Annotated in this window: 26 protein-coding genes and 1 pseudogene; 15 read left to right on the plus strand and 12 right to left on the minus strand. The window is 62.7% G+C overall.

Annotated elements, in window-relative coordinates; translation table 11 throughout:
- Positions 1–721: 721 nt before the first annotated feature.
- Positions 722–2,266, plus strand: a complete 1,545-nt coding sequence (locus VGG53_RS13795) for a PE-PPE domain-containing protein (protein WP_331518609.1) — start codon at positions 722–724, stop codon at positions 2,264–2,266.
- Between the two features lie 581 nt (positions 2,267–2,847).
- Here the strand turns inward: VGG53_RS13795 and VGG53_RS13800 are convergent.
- From VGG53_RS13800 to VGG53_RS13810, 3 genes are all read right to left on the minus strand, one after another.
- The gene (locus VGG53_RS13800; RefSeq protein ID WP_331518610.1) at positions 2,848–3,402 is read right to left on the minus strand and encodes an RES domain-containing protein; all 555 of its coding nucleotides are present in this window, start codon (positions 3,400–3,402) and stop codon (positions 2,848–2,850) included.
- Positions 3,403–3,864 (minus strand): antitoxin Xre/MbcA/ParS toxin-binding domain-containing protein, encoded by a 462-nt coding sequence (locus VGG53_RS13805; RefSeq protein ID WP_331518611.1) that lies wholly within the window; start codon positions 3,862–3,864, stop codon positions 3,403–3,405. It lies immediately after the preceding gene.
- A gap of 804 nt (positions 3,865–4,668) precedes the next feature.
- On the minus strand, positions 4,669–5,070 hold the full coding sequence (locus VGG53_RS13810) for a hypothetical protein (RefSeq protein ID WP_331518612.1): 402 nt from the start codon (positions 5,068–5,070) through the stop codon (positions 4,669–4,671).
- 75 nt (positions 5,071–5,145) lie between these two features.
- Between VGG53_RS13810 and VGG53_RS13815 the strand changes: the two genes are divergently transcribed.
- Positions 5,146–5,754, plus strand: coding sequence for a MerR family transcriptional regulator (locus VGG53_RS13815; RefSeq protein ID WP_331518613.1), 609 nt, complete (start codon positions 5,146–5,148; stop codon positions 5,752–5,754).
- 161 nt (positions 5,755–5,915) lie between these two features.
- Here VGG53_RS13815 and VGG53_RS13820 read toward each other — a convergent pair whose 3' ends face one another.
- Positions 5,916–6,344, minus strand: a complete 429-nt coding sequence (locus VGG53_RS13820) for a cellulose-binding domain-containing protein (RefSeq protein ID WP_331518614.1) — start codon at positions 6,342–6,344, stop codon at positions 5,916–5,918.
- A 339-nt stretch (positions 6,345–6,683) separates the two neighbouring features.
- Here VGG53_RS13820 and VGG53_RS13825 point away from each other — a divergent pair.
- The 6 genes and pseudogenes from VGG53_RS13825 to VGG53_RS13850 all read left to right on the plus strand — a co-directional run.
- Positions 6,684–6,935 (plus strand): annotated as a pseudogene (locus VGG53_RS13825) (antitoxin); the annotation flags it as partial.
- On the plus strand, positions 6,932–7,261 hold the full coding sequence (locus VGG53_RS13830; protein ID WP_331518615.1) for a type II toxin-antitoxin system PemK/MazF family toxin: 330 nt from the start codon (positions 6,932–6,934) through the stop codon (positions 7,259–7,261). The pseudogene VGG53_RS13825 and the gene VGG53_RS13830, both read left to right, overlap by 4 nt.
- Before the next feature lie 450 nt (positions 7,262–7,711).
- Positions 7,712–8,467 carry a maleylpyruvate isomerase family mycothiol-dependent enzyme gene (locus tag VGG53_RS13835; RefSeq protein ID WP_331518616.1) on the plus strand — a complete coding sequence of 252 codons (756 nt, stop codon included), beginning with the start codon at positions 7,712–7,714 and terminating at the stop codon, positions 8,465–8,467.
- Between the two features lie 81 nt (positions 8,468–8,548).
- Positions 8,549–8,767, plus strand: coding sequence for a hypothetical protein (locus VGG53_RS13840; RefSeq protein ID WP_331518617.1), 219 nt, complete (start codon positions 8,549–8,551; stop codon positions 8,765–8,767).
- A gap of 32 nt (positions 8,768–8,799) precedes the next feature.
- Entirely contained in the window at positions 8,800–10,176 is a 1,377-nt protein-coding gene (locus VGG53_RS13845) for a hypothetical protein (RefSeq protein WP_331518618.1), read from the plus strand.
- 16 nt (positions 10,177–10,192) lie between these two features.
- Positions 10,193–10,651, plus strand: coding sequence for a cupin domain-containing protein (locus VGG53_RS13850; RefSeq protein ID WP_331518619.1), 459 nt, complete (start codon positions 10,193–10,195; stop codon positions 10,649–10,651).
- A gap of 30 nt (positions 10,652–10,681) precedes the next feature.
- On the opposite strand, the gene VGG53_RS13855 is transcribed toward VGG53_RS13850, so the two are convergent.
- Positions 10,682–11,332 (minus strand): helix-turn-helix domain-containing protein, encoded by a 651-nt coding sequence (locus tag VGG53_RS13855; RefSeq protein WP_331518620.1) that lies wholly within the window; start codon positions 11,330–11,332, stop codon positions 10,682–10,684.
- Positions 11,333–11,396: 64 nt separating this feature from the next.
- On the opposite strand from VGG53_RS13855, the gene VGG53_RS13860 reads away from it, so the two are divergent.
- From VGG53_RS13860 to VGG53_RS13875, 4 genes are all read left to right on the plus strand, one after another.
- Complete coding sequence (locus VGG53_RS13860; RefSeq protein WP_331518621.1) at positions 11,397–12,272, plus strand: alpha/beta fold hydrolase; 876 nt, start codon at positions 11,397–11,399, stop codon at positions 12,270–12,272.
- 4 nt (positions 12,273–12,276) lie between these two features.
- Complete coding sequence (locus VGG53_RS13865) at positions 12,277–12,816, plus strand: hypothetical protein (protein ID WP_331518622.1); 540 nt, start codon at positions 12,277–12,279, stop codon at positions 12,814–12,816.
- Positions 12,817–12,877: 61 nt separating this feature from the next.
- Complete coding sequence (locus VGG53_RS13870; protein ID WP_331518623.1) at positions 12,878–14,101, plus strand: NAD(P)/FAD-dependent oxidoreductase; 1,224 nt, start codon at positions 12,878–12,880, stop codon at positions 14,099–14,101.
- Between the two features lie 57 nt (positions 14,102–14,158).
- Complete coding sequence (locus VGG53_RS13875; RefSeq protein WP_414688964.1) at positions 14,159–14,629, plus strand: nitroreductase family deazaflavin-dependent oxidoreductase; 471 nt, start codon at positions 14,159–14,161, stop codon at positions 14,627–14,629.
- A gap of 47 nt (positions 14,630–14,676) precedes the next feature.
- Here the strand turns inward: VGG53_RS13875 and VGG53_RS13880 are convergent, their stop codons facing one another.
- Both VGG53_RS13880 and VGG53_RS13885 read right to left on the minus strand, forming a co-directional pair.
- A complete protein-coding gene (locus tag VGG53_RS13880; protein WP_331518624.1) occupies positions 14,677–14,988 on the minus strand; it encodes a type II toxin-antitoxin system PemK/MazF family toxin in 312 nt (103 codons plus the stop codon).
- Entirely contained in the window at positions 14,978–15,211 is a 234-nt protein-coding gene (locus VGG53_RS13885) for a hypothetical protein (protein WP_331518625.1), read from the minus strand. Before VGG53_RS13885 ends, VGG53_RS13880 begins: the two co-directional genes overlap by 11 nt.
- A gap of 77 nt (positions 15,212–15,288) precedes the next feature.
- Between VGG53_RS13885 and VGG53_RS13890 the strand changes: the two genes are divergently transcribed.
- Positions 15,289–15,681: an HAD family hydrolase gene (locus tag VGG53_RS13890; protein ID WP_331518626.1), complete on the plus strand. Its 393-nt coding sequence runs from the start codon at positions 15,289–15,291 to the stop codon at positions 15,679–15,681.
- On the opposite strand, the gene VGG53_RS13895 is transcribed toward VGG53_RS13890, so the two are convergent.
- The 3 genes from VGG53_RS13895 to VGG53_RS13905 all read right to left on the minus strand — a co-directional run bounded on the left by VGG53_RS13895 (position 15,622) and on the right by VGG53_RS13905 (position 17,670).
- Positions 15,622–15,816: a hypothetical protein gene (locus tag VGG53_RS13895; RefSeq protein WP_331518695.1), complete on the minus strand. Its 195-nt coding sequence runs from the start codon at positions 15,814–15,816 to the stop codon at positions 15,622–15,624. The two genes, VGG53_RS13890 and VGG53_RS13895, sit on opposite strands and share 60 nt — an antisense overlap.
- Positions 15,817–15,924: 108 nt before the next feature.
- Positions 15,925–16,335: a nitroreductase family deazaflavin-dependent oxidoreductase gene (locus VGG53_RS13900; RefSeq protein ID WP_331518627.1), complete on the minus strand. Its 411-nt coding sequence runs from the start codon at positions 16,333–16,335 to the stop codon at positions 15,925–15,927.
- Between the two features lie 12 nt (positions 16,336–16,347).
- Complete coding sequence (locus VGG53_RS13905; protein ID WP_331518683.1) at positions 16,348–17,670, minus strand: cytochrome P450; 1,323 nt, start codon at positions 17,668–17,670, stop codon at positions 16,348–16,350.
- Positions 17,671–17,796: 126 nt separating this feature from the next.
- On the opposite strand from VGG53_RS13905, the gene VGG53_RS13910 reads away from it, so the two are divergent.
- Together VGG53_RS13910 and VGG53_RS13915 are read left to right on the plus strand one after the other, a co-directional pair.
- Positions 17,797–18,462, plus strand: a complete 666-nt coding sequence (locus tag VGG53_RS13910; RefSeq protein ID WP_331518628.1) for a helix-turn-helix domain-containing protein — start codon at positions 17,797–17,799, stop codon at positions 18,460–18,462.
- 134 nt (positions 18,463–18,596) lie between these two features.
- Positions 18,597–18,845, plus strand: coding sequence for a cytochrome P450 (locus VGG53_RS13915; protein ID WP_414688967.1), 249 nt, complete (start codon positions 18,597–18,599; stop codon positions 18,843–18,845).
- Between the two features lie 153 nt (positions 18,846–18,998).
- Here VGG53_RS13915 and VGG53_RS13920 read toward each other — a convergent pair whose 3' ends face one another.
- Both VGG53_RS13920 and VGG53_RS13925 read right to left on the minus strand, forming a co-directional pair.
- Positions 18,999–19,331 carry an aminopeptidase gene (locus tag VGG53_RS13920; RefSeq protein WP_331518629.1) on the minus strand — a complete coding sequence of 111 codons (333 nt, stop codon included), beginning with the start codon at positions 19,329–19,331 and terminating at the stop codon, positions 18,999–19,001.
- 129 nt (positions 19,332–19,460) lie between these two features.
- Entirely contained in the window at positions 19,461–19,787 is a 327-nt protein-coding gene (locus VGG53_RS13925) for a VOC family protein (RefSeq protein ID WP_331518685.1), read from the minus strand.
- Positions 19,788–19,791: the final 4 nt, after the last annotated feature.

Here is a 19,791-nt window from a genome sequence, read left to right on the forward strand (position 1 = left end):
CGGTGACCAGTGCTGCGGTGACCATTCGTCAGGTGACCACTCGTCGGGTGACCACACCGCCCGCCCTCCTATCTCAGGCCAGGAGTTAACGCTCTTAACCTACGGCCTTTTGTTAAACAACATCGGGCAGCTTGTTAATCTTCTTTGCATCTCGACAGAATATGCGGAAATCGAATATGCGGCTTTACCGGTACTGCATATTCTCTATCATGTTGTATAGCAACCACTTTCACCCCACCGATAGTTGCCGATAACGTTTCACAGTTCGCCCGACCCACTCACTCAACGGTTTCCGCGTAGACGTCTGTATCTCTACATCTGTCGATGTTGAGTCATCTGTGAATCAATTACTGCCGCAAAGAATGCGAAGCTTGCGTGGCTCGATCGCTGGGGGCGAATAGTGCCGCTCCCCCGCTGGGGGATTCGCGCGGCTAGGGGTGTTGGAGCGATTCGAGCCGCCAAAGCCCGACACAGCGACGGTCAACGAGGCATATCGTCCGTACGACGCTTGCCGGCGCTGGAAAGCTCTGCTGACTTGGATGTTTGGCCCACGTGGCCCCGAGCCCATGAAATTAACCCTCGCGGCAATTACGTCACAGTGACAAATTAGGATGTCCGCGCCTACCGTGACCTCACACCCCACACTTTATTTCCAGGTATGACTCAGCTATTTTTAAGGGGCTACTCAGCGATCTTTGCACGCGTAGTGAACGGAGAGGCCATGCACCGCGGGCTTGGACCGTATCTCACCGCTGGCGTCGCCATCGCCTGCGCCAGCCTGATGGTCGTCTACCCGGTCGCACCGCCGCCACGGAACGTCCAGGTGCGCGAGATTCAGCTCATCGATATTGACACCGCGGATTCGCCGCTTGGGGACGCTACAGCGTTAGTTTTTGGCCCCAGCGGTGTCCCGATACCGCCCCCGCAATTCGTGGATGCCGCCGACACGCTGTATCTGCAGCCGCTAGGCTTCGCCGGCACCGCCCAATCCTCGTTCATACCCGATGGGTTGTCTCCGTTTACTGGTATCAACAGCCTGGGGTTCGGCACGTCGCTGAGCCAAGACCAACCGATCATGATCTCCGATATCGAAAGCGAAATAGCCGCCGGAGGGGTGAGCGCCACCAACCCTGTCGTGGTTTTCGGCTACTCCCAGAGCTCCACAACCGCCTCGCTGATCATGCAACAGCTCCACGACGCAGGTGTGCCTAGTGACGATGTGCACTTCGTGCTGGTCGGTGATACCGATAATCCTAACGGCGGCTTTCTGAACACCTTCGATTTTCCAGCCGGTAACACCTCGGCCTTCACCGCTCCGGACGTCCCCTTTGAGCCCCCGACGCCATCTGACCTCTACCCGACCGACATCTACAGCCTCGAATACGACGGTTTCGCCGACTTCCCGCACTACACGACGAACTTGTTGTCGGACCTCAACGCCACACTGGGGTTCTTTTTAGAGCACTTCACGTATCTGGATATCACCCCCCAAGAGATCGGCAGCGCGGTTCTCTTGCCGGGATCTGAGGCGCTCACCGGGGCAGGGCTGACCGACTACTTCATCATTCCCAACGATAACCTGCCCATATTGGAGCCGCTGCTGTTGATCCCGGGAATCGGACAGCCGCTCCATGACCTGCTGGAGCCCGATACGCAGATCCTGGTGAACCTGGGTTACGGCAGCATCACCGAGGGCTGGAATCAGGGGCCGGCGGATGTGCCCACCACCTTCGGGCTATTCCCGGACATCAACCCGACGCAGCTCTCCGAGGCACTGAGCAACGGCTGGCAACAGGGAGTCACCGACGCCCTCCAGGATCTGCAAAACCCGGTCAGTTACCAAGACCAGGTCGCGCCGTGGTTGCCGTTCGCGAACTCCTTGTACACGTGGGGCTTTGCCCCCGAGAACCCGTCGTTTACAGACGTCGTGGATGGGCTCCTCAAGTTCGCCGGCTTCCCGGTTTCAGACGTGACGCTAAGCTCGTCGCCCACCGATATCATTAACGATCTCAGCAGCACTCTCTCGTATGACTATTCTTCGTTGCTGCCCCTTGCAAACGCAATCAACGCGTCCCTGACCAGTTTCCCCGCATACGACGCCACCATCTTCGCGAGTCAGCTCGAGGCCGGTAACCTCCTTGACGCCCTCCTTGATCCGACGTCCGCCAACACCGCACTCGTTCCGTTCGACCTCCTACTCGGTGCCGGATCCCCTCTGTTTGCCGCCCTAGGTACCGTGGTCAACCTCGCGGAGCTGTTCTCGTAACCACCCACCGCGGGCGCCTACCGCACCCCCCGACTCACCGCGGTTTCCGACTGCGTGCCCAGATCTCCTGGCGTGGAGAACTCTTCGCGAACGTGACCAACATCATCGACGATGAGCACGCACGGGAAGGGAAGATGGTCAGTCCTCACCCCTACACCCGGAATCTGGACCCCTATGCGTCGCTCGCAGACCAGCGGCCTGGCGCGGACCTGATGCTCACCGCGCACCCAAGGTCGGGCTCCAGCGTCTCGCAACGGTACAGCGGGGTGTCGAGAAAAATCGGGTCGATTACCCGGCGAGCCGCCCGGATCCGAGCCTTGTCCAGGCGGGTCCCTTGCGTAACACAGCAGCGTAACGATGCCCGGTTCCCTAGGTACGTGTGCCGCGGCCGGCTCATCGCCCGCCCCGAAAGTCGCCCGCCACCCGATCAGTCGAATACGACGGAATCGAATATGCGGCTTTACCAGTAAACGCCGCCGTATTGCCCTGCGGTCCAACGGTTTTCATTGCCGATGACGAATATGCGCGTAAGCCTGGAGGGCGTCAGGTAGGTCGCCGATCCGCTTCCGGGGCCAGATTGTCTACAGAGGCCGGTTGAGGCTCTTAGCTGCCGCGACAACGGCTGGGTGGTCGAGGTCCAGATGCTCGAGTTCGACGAGCTTGGGCCGTTCCCAACTGGCGATCACGGTCCAAGTTGGCCGATGGAACGACCACCACTGCACCGCCTGCCATTTTCGGTCATCAATGGCAGGAGAACGCTGAGACCAGATCCGGTGCGCCCACTCCGAAGTGACTGCCAGGTTGCGAGTGACGATCTGTGTCGGTCGAAGCCCTAGCTCTACGAGGCGGCGCGGATCATCAAGGTCGCAAATGCGCAGATCGTCGGGCAGTTCGTACACCCCGAGCATCTTCCGTGCACCGGGTACTGCCGGAAAATCGAACATTGAGTCGATCCAGCGCGACAGGTTGCCGAACGCTTCGCCGCACGCGGCTTCGGATTGGCGGGCCACATACCATACGTAATAGTCGGGGTGATCAGCCCGGCCACCGCGTTGCGGGCGGTGTTCATACAGCGGATGCCCTGGCTCGCCGAGCGGAGCCGTTTCAAGGTAGGGAAAGACGCGATATACCAGCACTCACGCCGCCCCGCCCCACATCTCTGCGTCGAGCGTTTGAAGAACCCGAGCGGCTCCTTCGGTAACTAGAACATCAAGAGGTCGGGCTCCCCCGAGGAAGGCGTTGGCGCTTTCCATCCAGATACGCGCTGAGTCGCCACCCCATACCAAGCGCGCCCGCGAATACACATGCTCTAGATCAATTAGCGCCGGAGCTGCGGCGGGGCCAGGACGCTCTTCACCTGATGCCCATCGGGAAGTCTGTGATGGGCTGACGCCAATCAACTTCGCCAGCTGTGCACGCGAGAATACGTTTGCGAGGTACAGGACCCGCTGTTCAGACAAGGGATCGTCAGCGGCGACCCGGCCCCTCCGCGCAGCCCCGACTACGGCCGCCTTCGCGGTAGGCGCCCGCTTCGCCGGAGCTCTGACGGCAACCTTCTTTGACGCACTCTTGGCGCCGCCAGCCTTCTTTGCAGCCATATCATCACTTTACCCAATTTTTTTCGTGGGCTGCAACGCGCCGAGCAACTGGGCCGGCGTAGGTGGGAAGTCTCGTCGCTCGATCCGACCGAACCGAGGGAACGCTGATGCACCACGCCGATCGCACGCTTCAGCAAACAGACTTGCTTCGGAACCGTGCAGGGACGCACCAGTTGAATAGGCCATAGCCATCCCGGCTATCATTGCCTCTGCCCTGCCACGCCTTCCCGATGCACTGCTGCGTATCGGAGAGGAATACGGCAGAGTTGAATATGGCGGTTACCAGTAAAGCCCCCCGAGCTCCAATGTGCGACTCGGTCAGGCCGGCATACCCGGATCCTAAGTAATAGTCAGCTTCGATGGGCGGTGCTGACGCCTCGGTGATGCCTAGGTCGGCCATGGCTCGGCACGCCTGGGCTTTCTCATATGCGTAGAGCTGTGTGACGCGTCCGCGGCGAATGCGGATGACGTGCACTCCACGGTTGAGGTAGGTGTCCACGCGCCGGTGTCACCGTGGCGCTCCACTCTGCGGCGGCGCGCAGATCCCGCGGCCAGCCTGTCAGCGTGATGCGGTGAACTTCCAACACCGGGCTGCGGTAGAGCCGGAATAATCGCTGAAACCACACCCGGAGTGCCTGTTTGGTGTGGCGCTTCCCGCCAGTGGGTGTTGGCTGGCGAAGGGGTGGTGGACGTGGTCGTCGACGCCACGAAGCACGGACTCGTAGTCGCCCACGCTCAGCCGGTCGAATTGTTTACGAAGGTGACGTTTGACCAGAAACTGATACACAGTTGTCTCCCCTGGGTTTATGCGGTCAGCAGCCCAATCCCGAGGGATGCGAGTCCCGCGGCCAGGACGATCGCCCCGATGTAGACCAGCGCGATAAGGGCATTGGGAGAGGTGCGGTCGCTGCCCACCGAGGAGAAGAAGAAGCCGGCAGGCATCAGCAGCGCCGCAGCCGGCACCCCGACACGCGACAGCCATCCCCACAGTCCAGTCAGGTGTACGGCATCGGCGTAGAGCAACGCCGTCAATGACAAGACGAGAAGCACCGCGGCGTGGGCATGACCTGCGCGCGCGAAACCGAGTTGAAACGGCGTCGCCGGCGCCGCGCCCCGCACCAGTCTCACGAGGTAGAGGCCGCCGGTCTCGACGGTCACCAGCGAGAGCAGCAGGATTCCGGCCAGAATCCGGGTGGTGTCAGACATCGAACGCTCCTTTTATTAGTGACTATAACTCTCTAATATTGGATAGCGTCGGTGGCCGATATGTCAAGATGAGTTATGCGATTGGCCGAACTCTGCACGCGGAGCGGCATCCCCGCGACGACGATCAAGTACTATCTGCGGCTCGGGCTCCTGCACTCCGGGGAGCGGCAGAGCAGCACATGGTCGGTCTACGACGACTCCCACCTGCGTCGCATTGCTCTGATCCGTGCCCTGATCGACGTCGCCGGCCTGCCCCTAGAGGCGGTGCACCGAGTGCTCGAGGTCGCCACCAATGAAGCCGTGCCACTGCACCAGGCTCTCGGGACCGCGCAATGGCTCCTATCCCCCGACACGGTCGAAGAACCCAGTGACCAATCTTGCGACAGGGTCAGCGCTCTACTTAGCCGGCACAACTGGGAACTCGCCTCCGACAGTCCGCACCACCGTGTGCTGGCCGCCGCTCTCGACCGACTCGACCGCCTGGCCTTCCCAGCACCCGATGCGCTGCTTGACCAATACGCCGAAGCGCTGTCCCGTTTTGCCCCCAGCGAGGTCGAACCCATCACGACCGAGGCAGACCGCGCGACCGCCATCGAGCACCTTGTCATCGGAACCCTGCTCTACGAACCACTATTGGCGACCATGCGCCGGATGGCACACGAATCGGAATCAGCCCACAGCTAGGCTCGGCCCTGAGCATTACTTTCCCGATGCGACCAATGGGAATATGCAGGAATCGAATATGCAGCTTTACCGATAAGCGGTGTCGGTGGCCCCTGGTCCAGTCGCTCTGCGGCATGGGTTGGTGGGTGTCGGAGCGGTGGAGCTTCGGTGCGCCGTCGCCTCTAGGTGCAAAAAGATTGTCCGTTGAGCAGACAATTCGACGGTGGCGAGTAGGAACCGGTCAGCACGCCTCTCAGACCACCTGTGGCTGAACCGCCGGGCGCAATGATGCGATTCCAATTCGCGGGGGTGAGAACATAGTGCGTGCCAGATTGGGTAATGGTGCTATTCCAGGTGTGCGAGACGGATTCCCCTGCCGGCAAGTCGAATTCAAGCTTCCAATCGCTTAGTGGCGCGGTGCTCGGGTTGGTGATGGTGAAGCGGGCGATGAAACCGGTCTGCCACGTATGTTCCACCGAGAACGTCGCCGTGGCCGCGGCGGCATGAGCTACGGGGGTGATGGCGAGTCCGAGGATGCCAACTACCAATGCCGACACGGTTACCTGAAGCGCTGTGCGCCAGCGCTTCACGTAATTGCCCAGTCCGGTCATAGCAGCCAACACTAAAGCCAAGCAGGCGCTATCGGCCGTCGCATCGCAGGTAAGCTGCAGTACCTTTGCTCAACTGAAACCGTCATGAAATTTTAGCCTCGGTTACCCTGAGCCTCTGCGATTGAGGCCCTCCGGTCATCTCGCTTTGAGCACCTGGCCATCGTCGAGCCGTCCGACGACGAGCTGGCGACACAGCTTCTGTGCTCGAGGGCTACTGGGGCCGCGACTGGCGCCGGCACCACAAAGGCTATGACGAATCGCCCGAGGATCACCTGTGGTGGGCGGCGCCCGTGCTGTCTCCCACCGCCGCGGGAAAGAAGTGTTGCGAGTGGCAGCACGTGGCATAGTTATGGCATGAATCGCATACGATTGAGCACCACGGTTGACGCCGAGCTATTGAGCTGCGCGCGCAGCACCCGGGCGGGCATCACCGACGCTGCCCTCATCGATGAGGCTCTCGGCGCCCTTCTTGCTCGCCATCGATCGGCCGAGGTGGATGCGAGCTATGCCGCCTATGACGAGCACCCGGCCGATGAGCCCGACGAGTGGGGCGACCTGGCATCGTGGCGGCGAGCGGCCGGCGCTTCGTGAGCGCACTGCCGGCACGTGGAGAGATGTGGTGGTGTGAGATGGCAGAAATAGGTCGGCGCCCGGTTGTCGTGCTGTCGCGTGACGCGGCGATCCCCCGGCTTCGACGGGTACTCGTCGCTCCCTGCACCACGACCATCCGCGGGCTGGCAAGCGAGGTTGTTCTTGAACCTGGTGTCGACCCGGTCCCCCAGCGTTCGGCGGTGAACCTGGACTCAGTCGAAAGTGTTTCAATCGCAGTACTGGTCAGCCGACTCGGCCGGCTTGCCGACACCCGGATGCGCGCGATATGCGCGGCCCTTGAGGTTGCAGTCGACTGCTCTGGCTGACCCGATCGCAGCGTGTCTTCCTGGATCCAGCAATCGGAGCCGCTAGTCCAAGGGCTGAGCCGGCAGCCCGCCTGAAATAACTCGAGCTTGGGACCAGCGCACACGGACACCCCGCCGGAAATGCAGGCATCGCATACTGAGCGTTACCGGTAAATTCCTCAGCATTTCTTGATTACGTTGCACTACAACATATTTCGATATCGATCACTCTGATGTTTCGTGGGTGGGCAGGTAAACTATTGCAGTGCAACGCGTACGGGACACCGACAGTTGATCTGGAAATATGACCCGCGGATGCGCGTGGGCAATGTTGCGTCGCTCCCCCGCCCGGGGATTTCGGCGGCCCGGGCCGCTCGGACTTATCGTTACCACATAGTTCCCTTAGTTTTCTTAATTTTGGTGTAGCGTCTACCGACAGTCGAGTTCTGACCTTGGCGAAAGGTGGAGCCTGTGAGTGTGCGTTACGGCCAAGTGCCCCAACTGGTGCCGATCAGTGACGCGGAGGCGGCATACCGTCTCATCTGCGAACGTGTCGATGGGCTGGTTCGCGGGCGTGATGGCATTGCGGAGCTGGCAGTCCCAGCGTGTCCGGGCTGGAGCATCCGACAGGTGATTGCGCACCTGGCTGGGGTTGCCCAGGACATCGTTGCGCTGAACTTGGAAGAGAAGGGCACTGGTGCCTGGGCGGACGCGCAGGTCGCGCGGCTAGGCGGATATAGCATCGACGACCTACTCGACCTGTGGCGGCAGTCGCTCGACGCCGTGTCGGCGAACCTCGCTTTTGCGTCGGACGCCGGGGTATGCCAGCTCGTTTTCGACACCCTGACCCATGAGCATGACATTCGCGGCGCGCTGAAGGAGCCGGGTTCCCGCGCCGGTGATCTCGCGTTCAAGGCGGCCTCGGGCTTCATGACAACGATGGGTGACCAATTCATCCGACAAGCGGAGCTGCCGGCGCTCCGGTTAACCACTCCCACAATCGGATCCGTACAACTCGGTGACCCGCGCACAGCGCGCGGGCACGTCGCACTCAGCATCTCCGATTTTGAGGCGCTGCGTGCCTTCGGTGGCCGACGCAGCATCGGGCAACTGCTAGCGCTTCCCTGGGACGGCGATCCGACGAACCTGATGCCCGCGTTCACAGACATGCTTCCCGCCTTCACCGACGACGGCCTACGACCACCCACCGACGACCTCATCGAATAACGACGCCGTGTGCGGGGTGCGGCGCTGGCTCGATGCCGTCCCGTCCACCGAATCATCAACTGGCTGAAGGGAATCCCGGCAATGCCGACCGAACGCCACCAACCCATTGCCTCGACAACTCAGGCCAAACTCGTGCACGCCCTGGGGTTCGAACAATGCGCCGACGCCTACCTGCATGAAGTCGGCGCCCCCCCAGAACAAATCGACGCTCACCGCCGCTACATCGCCCGTGTACTACCCGACCCTGACGTGACGGTCGCTCTCTTCGAAAACACCCAGTACGTCGCCCGCCGGAACTAGGGCCCGAGCCCAACTCTGAAAGGATTCGCCCGGTGGCACAGAGCAGCTACACCACCGGCTCGCGCGCTGTTGTCCTGGGAGCCGGCATGGCGGGACTTCTGAGCGCCCGCGTGCTGTCGGACTTTTACGAGTCAGTGACGGTGCTGGAGCGAGACCAGCTTCCCGATCAACCCAGCCATCGCAAAGGTGTGCCGCAGGGGCGCCATCTGCACCAATTCCTCACGCGGGGAACGCAAGTACTCGGTGGACTGTTCCCGGGTATTCTCGATGAACTCGTCGACGCCGGCGCCGTCATCAACGATCCGTCTCGGATCTACACCCGGGTAGGTCGCTACGAGCTGTGCTGTACCGGAACGCTGGCCGACCCGGAGGCGCTGCTGTATTACCAGGCGAGCCGCCCCTTCATGGAGTTTCACGTTCGCCGACGTGTTGCCGCGCTGGGCAACGTCACGTTTCTCGATAGTCACGAGGTGGTCGATCTAGTCACCACGGCCGATGCAGTGACCGGCGTGCGCATGACTACCTGTGACACGGGCGTCGCGACCATTCTGGATGCCCATCTCGTAGTTGACGCCACGGGCCGCGCCTCGCGTACACCCGATTTCCTGCAGCGCAACGGCTTCGGCTCGCCACCTGTGAAGCACGCAGCAGCGGCGTGGGCCTACTCCAGCCAGCTGATAGACGTCCCACATGGACGGATCGCCCAACGCATGGCCTCGATCGTCGACCACGCGAGCGCCGCAACCCGCCTGTTGCTATTGGGCTATGAACACAACACCTGGATCCTGGCAGTCGGCCACGCCGTCGGTCAGGGTGAGCCGCCGACCGGTTTCGCCGAAATGCTCGCCACTGCAGAGCGTTTCATGCCTACAACGATCATGGCCGGCCTGCGTGACGGCGCACCTGTCGGCAATACCGCCGTCTTCCGCAACACCGCGGCGACATGGAGACGCTATGACCACATGCCGCAGTATCCGGCCGGCGTTGTCGTGATCGGCGACGCTTTGTGCACGCTGGATCCCATCTGGGGACAAGGTATGACGATGGCGGCCGTGCAGGCACTTACCCTGCGCGACTGCCTGCGAAAAGGCGACGTCGACCTCCCGCGTCGATTCTTCTCCGCCGCCGCCGGACATATAGGTCCGACCTGGGCGATGAACCAGGCCAACGATCGCGTCCCGCTCACCGACGGCGCTATGGGCACTCTGCGACAACGAATCAGCAAGTGGGCCACCAACGCCGCGCTGAGCGCCGCCACCAGCGACGTCGCGCTCACCGAGCGGTTGTTCCGCGTCGCCAACCTCGTCGACCCACCCTCACGACTACAAGACCCCGCTCTCCTACCGCGAATCCTCCTCGCCAATCTCCGACCTGCACGCGGCTCGAAGATCGGCCCAGGCGGCGGCTGAGTCTACGGTGGAACTCATGGCTGACTCCGACGGCTTTCACCCCGACTTCTCCAACGATGCCGCGAAGGGTGCGCCCCGCAATCGCGTGCGCCACATAAAATCATCCGAACTCGACGCGAGCACGGCTCAGTCCGATGGCATGCAGCGGTTCGCCGCCCTCAGCGGAGCCACCGTGGGCAGCGAGAAGTTGTGGATGGGAGAGACATTGGCCGCGCCGGGCAGCGTTTCGGCCAACCATCACCATGGTGACTCGGAGACCATGATCTACATCCGCAGCGGGCACCCTGAATTCGTTTTCTTCGACGGAGTAAGCGAGATTCGCGTGCGGACCGACCCCGGTGACTACGTCTTCGTCCCCCCACACCTGCCGCACAGGGAGGAAAATCCCGACCTGAGCACGCCGGCGGAACTGGTGATTGCACGAAGCAGCCAGGAAGCGATCGTCGTCAATCTGCCGGCTTTATACGCGCTGTAGATCTGATGGTGCCCTGAGTCATCGCCGAGATCATCTGGTGAAATCGATGGTGGGCTTGGGCGCGTCGAAGAAGGTCCGCAGGGCGGATTCGTCACCGTCGATGTCGACGAGTGCAGCAACGTCATCAAGTGACAACGCGCCCGCCGCGAGTCCGAGAACAAGCGGTGCCTCGGCGGTGAGCACGGCGTCAAGCTCGCTCCCGTCGGGCCTGTCGACGTCGATGCCGGCATCGGTGGCCCGCAGTTGGACCGTTACGCCGTCTACGGCGATGCCCACGGCCACTGACTGATCGATAGGCACGCGCCCGGCGAACAGGGCGGGAAATGCCACCAGAAGCCCTTCGGCGCGGAATTCGTCGCCTTCAGGCCCGCGGATCATCAGCGGCGTCGACCAGCGGATAAGCGCATTGATGGGCTCGCGGAGTTCCTCACCCCATGGGGTGAGGGCGTACGTGATCGCGTTGGCGTCGTCGGACAATCGCCGCTCGATCACACCGGCGGTTTCGAGGTCGCGGAGCCGGTCGGTCAGCAGATTCGTCGCGATGCCGGACAGCCCGTCGCGTAACTCGCCGTAACGCGCGGGTCCTATCAGGAGCTCGCGGACAATCAACAAATTCCACCGGTCACCCACCACATCCAGGGCCCGGGCAAGTCCGCAGTACTGACCGTAGTCTCGACTCATCACCATCTACTTGCTAATCTAAACTGCGCTTTACTATAACAGTTCAAAGAGTGGAGAGGCGGACATGGCAGTCGCGGAAAGACCCGCTTGGGTCGATGACGACTTGTTCCCGTTCGAGAGCCGATTCGTCGACATCGACGGGCACAACATCCACTACGTGGATGAAGGATCAGGCCCCACGCTGCTGTTCCTACACGGCAATCCCACCTGGTCGTTCGACTACAGCAAGGTCATCGCATCCCTACGGCCGGAATTTCGTTGCATCGCAGTGGACTACCCCGGATTCGGGCTTTCAGTGGCGGCCCCGGGATACCGGTATCTGCCCACCGAACATGCCCAAGTGCTCGGCGGATTCGTTGACGCACTGACGCTGAGCGGGATCACGCTGGTGGCTCATGACTGGGGCGGCCCGATCGGTTTGGCAACGGTGCAACACCGTCCTGAGGCCTTTGACCGGCTGGTGCTGACCAACACGTGGGCGTGGCCGATCGGCGCCCCGCTCGTGCAGATCATGTCCCATGTGATGGGCAGCCCGATCGGGCGCCTGCTGATCCGACAGTTCAACCTCTTCGTCAACGTCATGATCCCCGTCGGGCACCGACTGACCAAGCCCACAGGCGAGCAGATGGCCCACTACCAAAAGGCCCTCGACAGCCCCGCACGGCGGGAGGCCTCTGCGGTCTTTCCCCGCGAGATCACCGCCAGCCGCGCCTTTCTCGCCGACGTCGACGCCGGGTTGACCGACATCGCCGCACTACCGACGCTGATCATCTGGGGCGACGCCGACTTCGCATTCGGCGACAACGAACTGCGGCGGTGGGAACAGACCTTTACCGATCACCAGACCGCAATCGTCAAAGGTGCCGGCCATTTCGTCCCATCCGACGCGCCTGAGCAATTCGCGGCAGCGATTCGCCACTGGCACACCGGTCTAACCTAGGCGGATGTCGTATTTCGGCATCCCGCACTACGAGCCGCACTGGCGCAGTGGCCGCCGCGGGATCACTGCCGCTGACACCAGCCGGCTTGAGTCGCTCAGCGGTCGCCAGCTCACCGACAGTTGGTTGGTGTGGGACCGTAAATACGGTAAGTGGCTAGCCGACTGTCCGGTTGTGCTGAACTTCGACGGCGAGCAAGTGGAGATCTGCCACCAGAAGTTCGACGACCTGTCCATCACCTGGAACACCATCGTCCCCACCGCGCCCATCGAATGGTACGACGGTGACGATAAAACCCTAGGCTCAGACCGGCTCGATTGGCGAAACGACGCCGACGCGAGGCTCGCAGCACTTAGCGGCCGCCAGCTCAAAGCTATCGCGTTACTCGAATGGTGCGGCGACAGCTCCGATTTCGGCAACGGTGCGCCGGCCATCAGCTTCGACTTCGGCCCCGAACAGGTCACGATCGCCAATGGCCTCGACGAAAACACTCTCGGATTCCGCCAACCTCACTCGCAATACCGCATTCACCGACTGAACAACTGAGACCGCCGGGTAATGGTTTTGCACGGCTGATCAACGATATGTAGGTGGGTAAGGTGAGGCCGTGAAAGATGTCGTCGTTCTGGGCTCCGGCTTCGCTGGCCTGTGGGCTGCAGTCGGGGCGGCACGTCGACTCGACGAACTGCGTATCCCCGTGGGCGATGTCGGTGTGACAGTGATCAGTTCGCAGCCGTTCCACGACATCCGGGTTCGCAACTACGAGACCGACCTGTCCGCATGTCGCATTTCGCTGAGCGACGTGCTCGACCCGGTTGGCGTCACGCACATCACCGGCGACGTCACGGCGATCGACACCGCCGCGCGCACCGTCACGACCGCAGGCGCCGACGGTGTCGGCTCGCAGGACTACGACCGGCTGGTGTTCGCGCTGGGCAGTTCTGTGGCCAGACCCGACCTACCCGGCCTGCGCCAGTTCGGCTTCGACGTCGACACCTACGACCACGCGATCAGGCTGCGCCGGCACCTCACGGCGCTGGCCGATGGCCCGCCCGCGTCGGGCGTGGCGACCGTCGTAGTGGTCGGCGCGGGATTGACTGGAATCGAGACCGCGTGCGAGTTGCCCGGCAGGCTCCTGGGGCTGTTTTCCGGCCGTGACGAATGCACGCCGAGGGTCCTGCTGATCGACCACAACCCGTTCGTCGGCTCAGATATGGGTGACTCCGCGCGTCCGCTGATAGAGGCGGCGCTCTCCGATAACGGTGTTGAGGTGCTGACCGGCGTCGGTGTTACCGCCGTCGACGCCGATGGTGTGACGCTGTCCACCGGGCATCGGCTCCCAGCCTCCACGGTCATCTGGTGCGCGGGCATGCGGGCTAACCCGTTGACCGCGCTGTTCAAGACGGAGCGTGATCCGTTGGGGCGTCTGCCAGTTGACGACTATCTTCAGGCGGTCGGCGTGCCGGGCGTCTTCGCTGCCGGGGATGTCGCGGCGGCGAAAATGGACGATCAGCACCTATCCGTGATGTCGTGTCAGCATGGACGGCCGATGGGCCGCTACGCAGGCTACAACGTCGTCAGCGACCTACTGGGTAAACCGATGCTGGCGCTTCGGATCCCTTGGTACGTCACTGTTCTCGACCTGGGGCCGGCAGGTGCGGTGTATACCGAAGGCTGGGATCGGCAGGTGGTGGCGCACGGCGCCCAGGCTAAAGCCACCAAGCGCGTCATCAACACAGAACGGATTTATCCCCCGCTGGACGGCGACCGCGCGGAGATCCTCGCCGCCGCCGCTCCGGAGCTGCAAGCCCGCCCAGCTCGCGGGCGATGAGCCGGCCCGCAGCAAGGAGTCCGGAATAGGCGCCAAGCCCAAACAGGTTGAGGAAGCATGACCGAAACCCCTGACGCCATCGACGACATGATCAAAAAGGGACCGAAAACGCTGAATGCGTTCAACAAAAACATCGTTGGCGAGTTCCGGGCCAATGCCGGCAAGGTCGGTGGCCAATTCGCCGGTGCGAACTTGCTGCTGCTGACGACAACGGGCGCCAAGTCAGGCCAACGCCGGGTGTCGCCGCTGGCCTATTTCCGCATCGACGACAAGCTGATCATCATCGGGTCCTTCCATGGCGCCCCGGTCAATCCGGCCTGGGTGCATAATCTGCGGGCCAACCCGCAGGCGCACGTCGAGGTCGGTGCCCCGCCGGGGGTACAAGCGTTCGGCGTGACGGCTCGCGAACTGCCGGCCGACGAGCGCGACGAGCTGTACCCGAAGGTCGCCGCCATCGCGCCGGGTTTCGCTGCGTCTCAGGCCAAGACCAGTCGGGTGATTCCGCTGTTCGAGTTGCACCGGGCCTAACTCCCCGAGTGCGGGGATGCGAGGGCTGCCGACGCATTCTGCTGCCTCTACAAGTCCATGACGATTCGCAGTGCCGCGTTGAGCCGGCGCATGTCGTCAAAGCTGAGGTACCCGACGCTTTCGCCTAGTCGGCTCGGGTCGACGGCTGCCGTCTGCTCAGCCAGCACTCGGGTCGCACGGCCGGCAATCTCGACCTCCGGACGAAAGCTCGCTACCCGGGCTGCCGTCGACGTAGGTGCTACCAACAAGGTCGACAATGGGAGTTCGTCGGACTGGATCACGACAGCGTATCGGGTGCCGGACTGCCCGTGGCCGCGACTGCCACGCGGGACGCGCAGTCGGAAGATCTCACCACGCACGCAGCGTCTCCATGTCGCGAAGTACCTGCGCTGCTTCCGCCCGGTCGCCTTCGTCCGCTGCAAGTTCCTCAGCCTCGCCGCGGATTGAGGCGGCGACTTTTCGTCGTGCAGCGTCGATCAGCGCGGTTCGGACGGCGGCTGACACCGGAGTGCCATCGCGCGTCAACACAGCTAACGCATTCGATGTGTCATCGTCGGGTCGAAAAGTGATTGTGTCAGCCATGATTCACAGCGTACTACAATTTGTAAGACGTTAGACAGGTCGCTGGTCTGCTCATTGCAATACGCACGTAGAAGGCCATGCCGGGCGCTCGTGATCTGCTTGAACGCCTCACTGGCCGCGTTCCGCTCGCCGTCGCCACCAATAGCCCCCGCGCCATGCTCAACGCAGCTCTGGCCACCTCTGGGCTGGCCGGCTTCTTCGAGGTATCCGTCGCTGCCGACGAGGTAGAGCGCCCAAAGCCGGACCCACAGCTGTATCTCAAGGCCTTCGATGCTTGGCGCACATCCGCGCGCGGGCGTGGCGCTCGAGGATTCCGCCACCGGAGTCGCCGCCGCCCGCAGGGTTGCCAACGAGAATCTTCATGCCACGGATTGAAGGGTCGGCGAACCAAATGCACTCCACGGCAACATTTACCAGATGAGCGGAATGAGTTTTTTGGTGTGGCGACGGTAGCTGCCGTATTCCGGTAGGGCGTGTTGTAGCAGCTTCTCTTCGGCGGTGATGCGTCGCTGATAGGCCCGTCCCATCAATCCGGTGACCTCGGCGTGTGACGCATTCAGGCTCGACGCTGTACCGGGCCCGCGGAGGAATAGCTCTTGGGCCAAAAAGCCTGCGGTACCGGCATATCCGGCCAGAAGCCAGCCGCTGCCGTTCCTAGAGCCCGTGGGTGCGGAGATGATCAGGCGGCTTCGCCAGTTTGCGTTCAACGGATTTCACGCGATGTCGGCGACCAGAACACCCATGCGGTGCACTGCTATTCGCGCCAGTAGCGGTAGTCCTTTGCCGTCGCCACCGGCGGGCAGCACCCGCGGAGAGGTGATATGAACGTGCCGCCCTGAGACCTGCAAGTCTGCCTCACCCGCGGCCAGCACGTTTTTGACCCAGTCGGTGTTGCCGTGGCCCAACAGGACTGCGAGCAAGCCGCCTTTGCGGTAGGCGTTGACGACGGTCTCATAGGGCCTGCCCGACTTGCGGCCGTGGTGTTTGACCACTGTAAACGTCGGCAGATAGCGCGCCATCCGCCGCATGGCCGGATTCATGTATTTCATCTGTAATCGGTCGACCCAGGCCGGAAACAGCATCGGCAGGCCGGGAGCGTTGTTGGGATGGTCCTTGGCGGCCATGAGGACTCCTTGTTATATGGGCTGACTGGCCGCTGTTAGGTTCCTGCTGCCCAGTTGTACTGGCAGCGCGGTGAATCCGTACAAGTTGACCAGTCCACGCCGTTGCGGGGTTGCGGTAAGGCGCATTTCGGGAAATGTCTCGCAGAGTGCGCGCAGCGCGGTGGCGCCTTCGATTCGGGCCAAGGCAGCACCCAGGCAGGCGTGCACGCCGGAGCCGAAGGCCAGGTGTTCGCGGGCGTTGGCTCGGGTGATATCGAATCTGGTGGGGTCGCGGAAGACGCGTGGATCGCGATTGGCGCCCGCGAGAAGCAGCGCGACCATGTCTCCGGCCGCGACGCGCTGACCGGCGATGTCGACCTCGCAGTTGGCGGTGCGCGCGGTCATCTGGACCGGGCTGTCGAGCCGCAGGATCTCCTCGATTGCGCGGGGCCACAGGTTAGGGTCTACGCGCAACCGCGCCAGCTGCTCGGGATGATCGAGCAGCATGACGATGCCGTTGCCGATCAGGTTCACCGTGGTCTCAAATCCCGCGCCGATCAGGAGCGCGGCGTTGGCAGTCAGCTCGCGGTCGGTCAGGGTGCCGTCGGCGGCCAGCTGGCTGAACGGACTGAACGGGTTTTCAGTGGCTTCTCCGGCGCGCAGCTGGTGGAAGTGTTCACGAAGTTCGTCGCCGGCGCCGCGCAGCCCGTCGATGGCATCGCGGTAGGTTCTCCAGGGGATTCCGATATCCAACAACGGGGCGCCGCTGTGTCCCCATCCCAGCAGGCGGGGATGGGATTCGGCGGGCAGGTCGAGGATCTCGGCGATGATCGCGACCGGTAGCTGAGCCGCGAAATCGTCGATGAGATCGGGCTGGGATTTGGCGGCGATTCGCTCGATCAGTTCCTTCGTGACCTCGGCTACCCGGCTGGCCAGGGTATCGATGGCGCGCGGGGTGAAGCTTTGAGACACCAGCTGTCGGTAGCGGGTGTGCTCGGGTGGATCCACGATCACCATCGCGGGCGGCTCGACAGGATTGGCCACGCCGGGGTCGGTCCTGGAGATGAGTGCCCGAAGGGGCTGCGGCAATTCCATCGCTGCGGGATCCGAGACACCGAACCGCCTGTCGCGCAGTATCTCCCGGCATACGGCGTGGTCGACACTCGCCCAGACGAACGGGGTGCGCACCAGTGGTCCGCGGGCCCGGAGCTCTTCCATCAGCGGGTAGCGGTCATCACCGGCGACGTGATTGCCGATCAGCCGGGCCAACGGGTCGCGCCGCCGCGCCCGGACGGCGAAGAACGCCCGCGGGACGCCGTGCATGGCCGCCCATCGTGCCCACAGACCAACGCGCACAACGATCCCCATTCCCGTCCATCACAATGAGGCACTTGATACAATTAGACAATCAATGTCTCGTATGCTTCGCTCGCTACGGTACTGCGACCGGCATGAACAGGCAAGGGGCAAGGAGGAAATTCGGTGGCGTCGACCCGAACAGAGGAGTTCGTGCAGCGCATCGCCGACCCCGACCCTGCCGTCATGACGCTGGTCGACCAGCCCGACGCGATCACCGCCCGGATCCTGCGCGCCGCGCTCGAGCAGGCCGAACTGGTCGGTCTGCGCCGCACCACGATGGAAGACGTGGCCCGTCGCGGCGGCGTCGGCCGAGCGACCCTCTATCGGCGCTTCCCCACCAAGGCCGCGCTCAACGACGCCCTGGTGCTCGCCGAAGTGCGCCGCTATCTGCAGGGCAGCGCTCAAGCCCGCTCGCAGGCCACCACGTTTGAAGACCGGATGGCCTACAGCACGATGTTCTCGGTGACGTTCATGCGCGAACACACCCTGCTCAGAAACCTACTGCGCACCGAACCCGAGACGATCCTGCCCAGCCTGACCATCGACGCCGGCGCCATCATCGATTACGCCGCCGAGCACACCATCGCGCTGTTGCGCAGCGAGCTCTACGAAACGACGACCATAACGCCGGCGCAGGAACGCCACCTGCGCACCGTCGCCGAGCTGCACACGCGCCTGACCTTATCGTTCATCGTGACTCCGCACACCAGCATCAAGCTGGCCACCATCGACGACACCCGTGCCTACGTGCGCAACTACCTTATGCCGATGATCACTGGTCCCAGCTGAGCCGGCAGGCGGAAACGCATCGGCGGTGCCCGTCCTGCAACAGATGCAACCGTTGCGGGCCTGGCGAACCGGATCCGTTAGCTATCGAGGGGAACCGCGACCCCGGCGTCTTCACCGATCCCGCCACGTTCGACATCACCCGAACCAACGCCAAAGACCATCTGTCGTTCAGCAGCGGCATCCACGCCTGCCTCGGCGCCAGCCTGGCCCGCATGGAGGCCACCATCGCCGTGCGGGCACTTTTCGAACGCTTCCCCAGCCTGCAACTCAACGGGAACCCAACACCACGAGGCCTGGCGACCCTCAACGGCTTCAGTCGCATATCCGCAACACTTCAAGCCCGGTCGGCGCCAAGTGAACTGACTCAATCCAGCGTGCTCTAACCGTTCGCGTCAGCGGCCCCGTTGATACGAGAACCCTTAAATCTCTGTCAGCGCAGGATGTTTCGTGTTTCGCGGGCATTCGGACGTACGAGTTCCTCAATCAGGTTGGCTGTCTCGGCCATGGCAGGCTGGTCGGTAGACGAGGCCGCCAGCTCAGTTTGTCTTGCGTCGAGGCCGGTAGAAAATTCCAAGCAGAAGTCCGGCGGTTCCGACGATCACCAACGGAATCCCCCAGCGGCGGCGTGACGAGATCGCAGTGGCGCATTGAGCCGCGTAGTCGGGATGGCTGACTGCTTGCTCGGGGACATCAACGCTGATTTGGCCGAGGTTCGTCGTTGAGGGAACTGGCTTTTCGGCAACAACGGCATTGCCGCATCCAACGGTCGAACTGCCACCATTCCATACCGACACCGGTAAAAGGAGTCCGACGACGCCGGCGATCAGCACGGCCGCGCCTATCAACAGATTTCGCAATCGGTTGTTCACGTTACGATTCTAAGCCTCAGAGCAGTCTGGAAATTGCCGAATGACGAGCCTTGGCGATAGTCCGAGTTCGGCGTCGACGTCGCATTACCAACGGCGGGCGGTATTCGATAACGGTTATGGCTGGCGAGATCATGTTCGATCGATCATGCGATGGGCGATTTGGAATACGTTGCCGAGCGGATCGCGCACCATCGCTCGCCTGTCGCCGTATGGGGTGTCGAGCGGTGGTTCGATGCTCGTCGCGCCGGCTGCGATAGCTCGTTGATAGACGCGGTCGGCATTCTCGACGTAGACGTAGAGGAACGCGGGGAACGGCTCGCGCTCGGCGGAGGAACTGACCATGACAACGGAGTCACCGATATGCACTTCGGCTGGGTGATCGGCATTCATCTCTCCGACAGCGCCGAAGACGGCGCGCAAGAACTCCACCGCTAGCGCCGGGTCGCTGACAACCATGCGA

This window comes from Mycobacterium sp., assembly GCF_036490025.1.
Lineage (GTDB): Bacteria > Actinomycetota > Actinomycetes > Mycobacteriales > Mycobacteriaceae > Mycobacterium.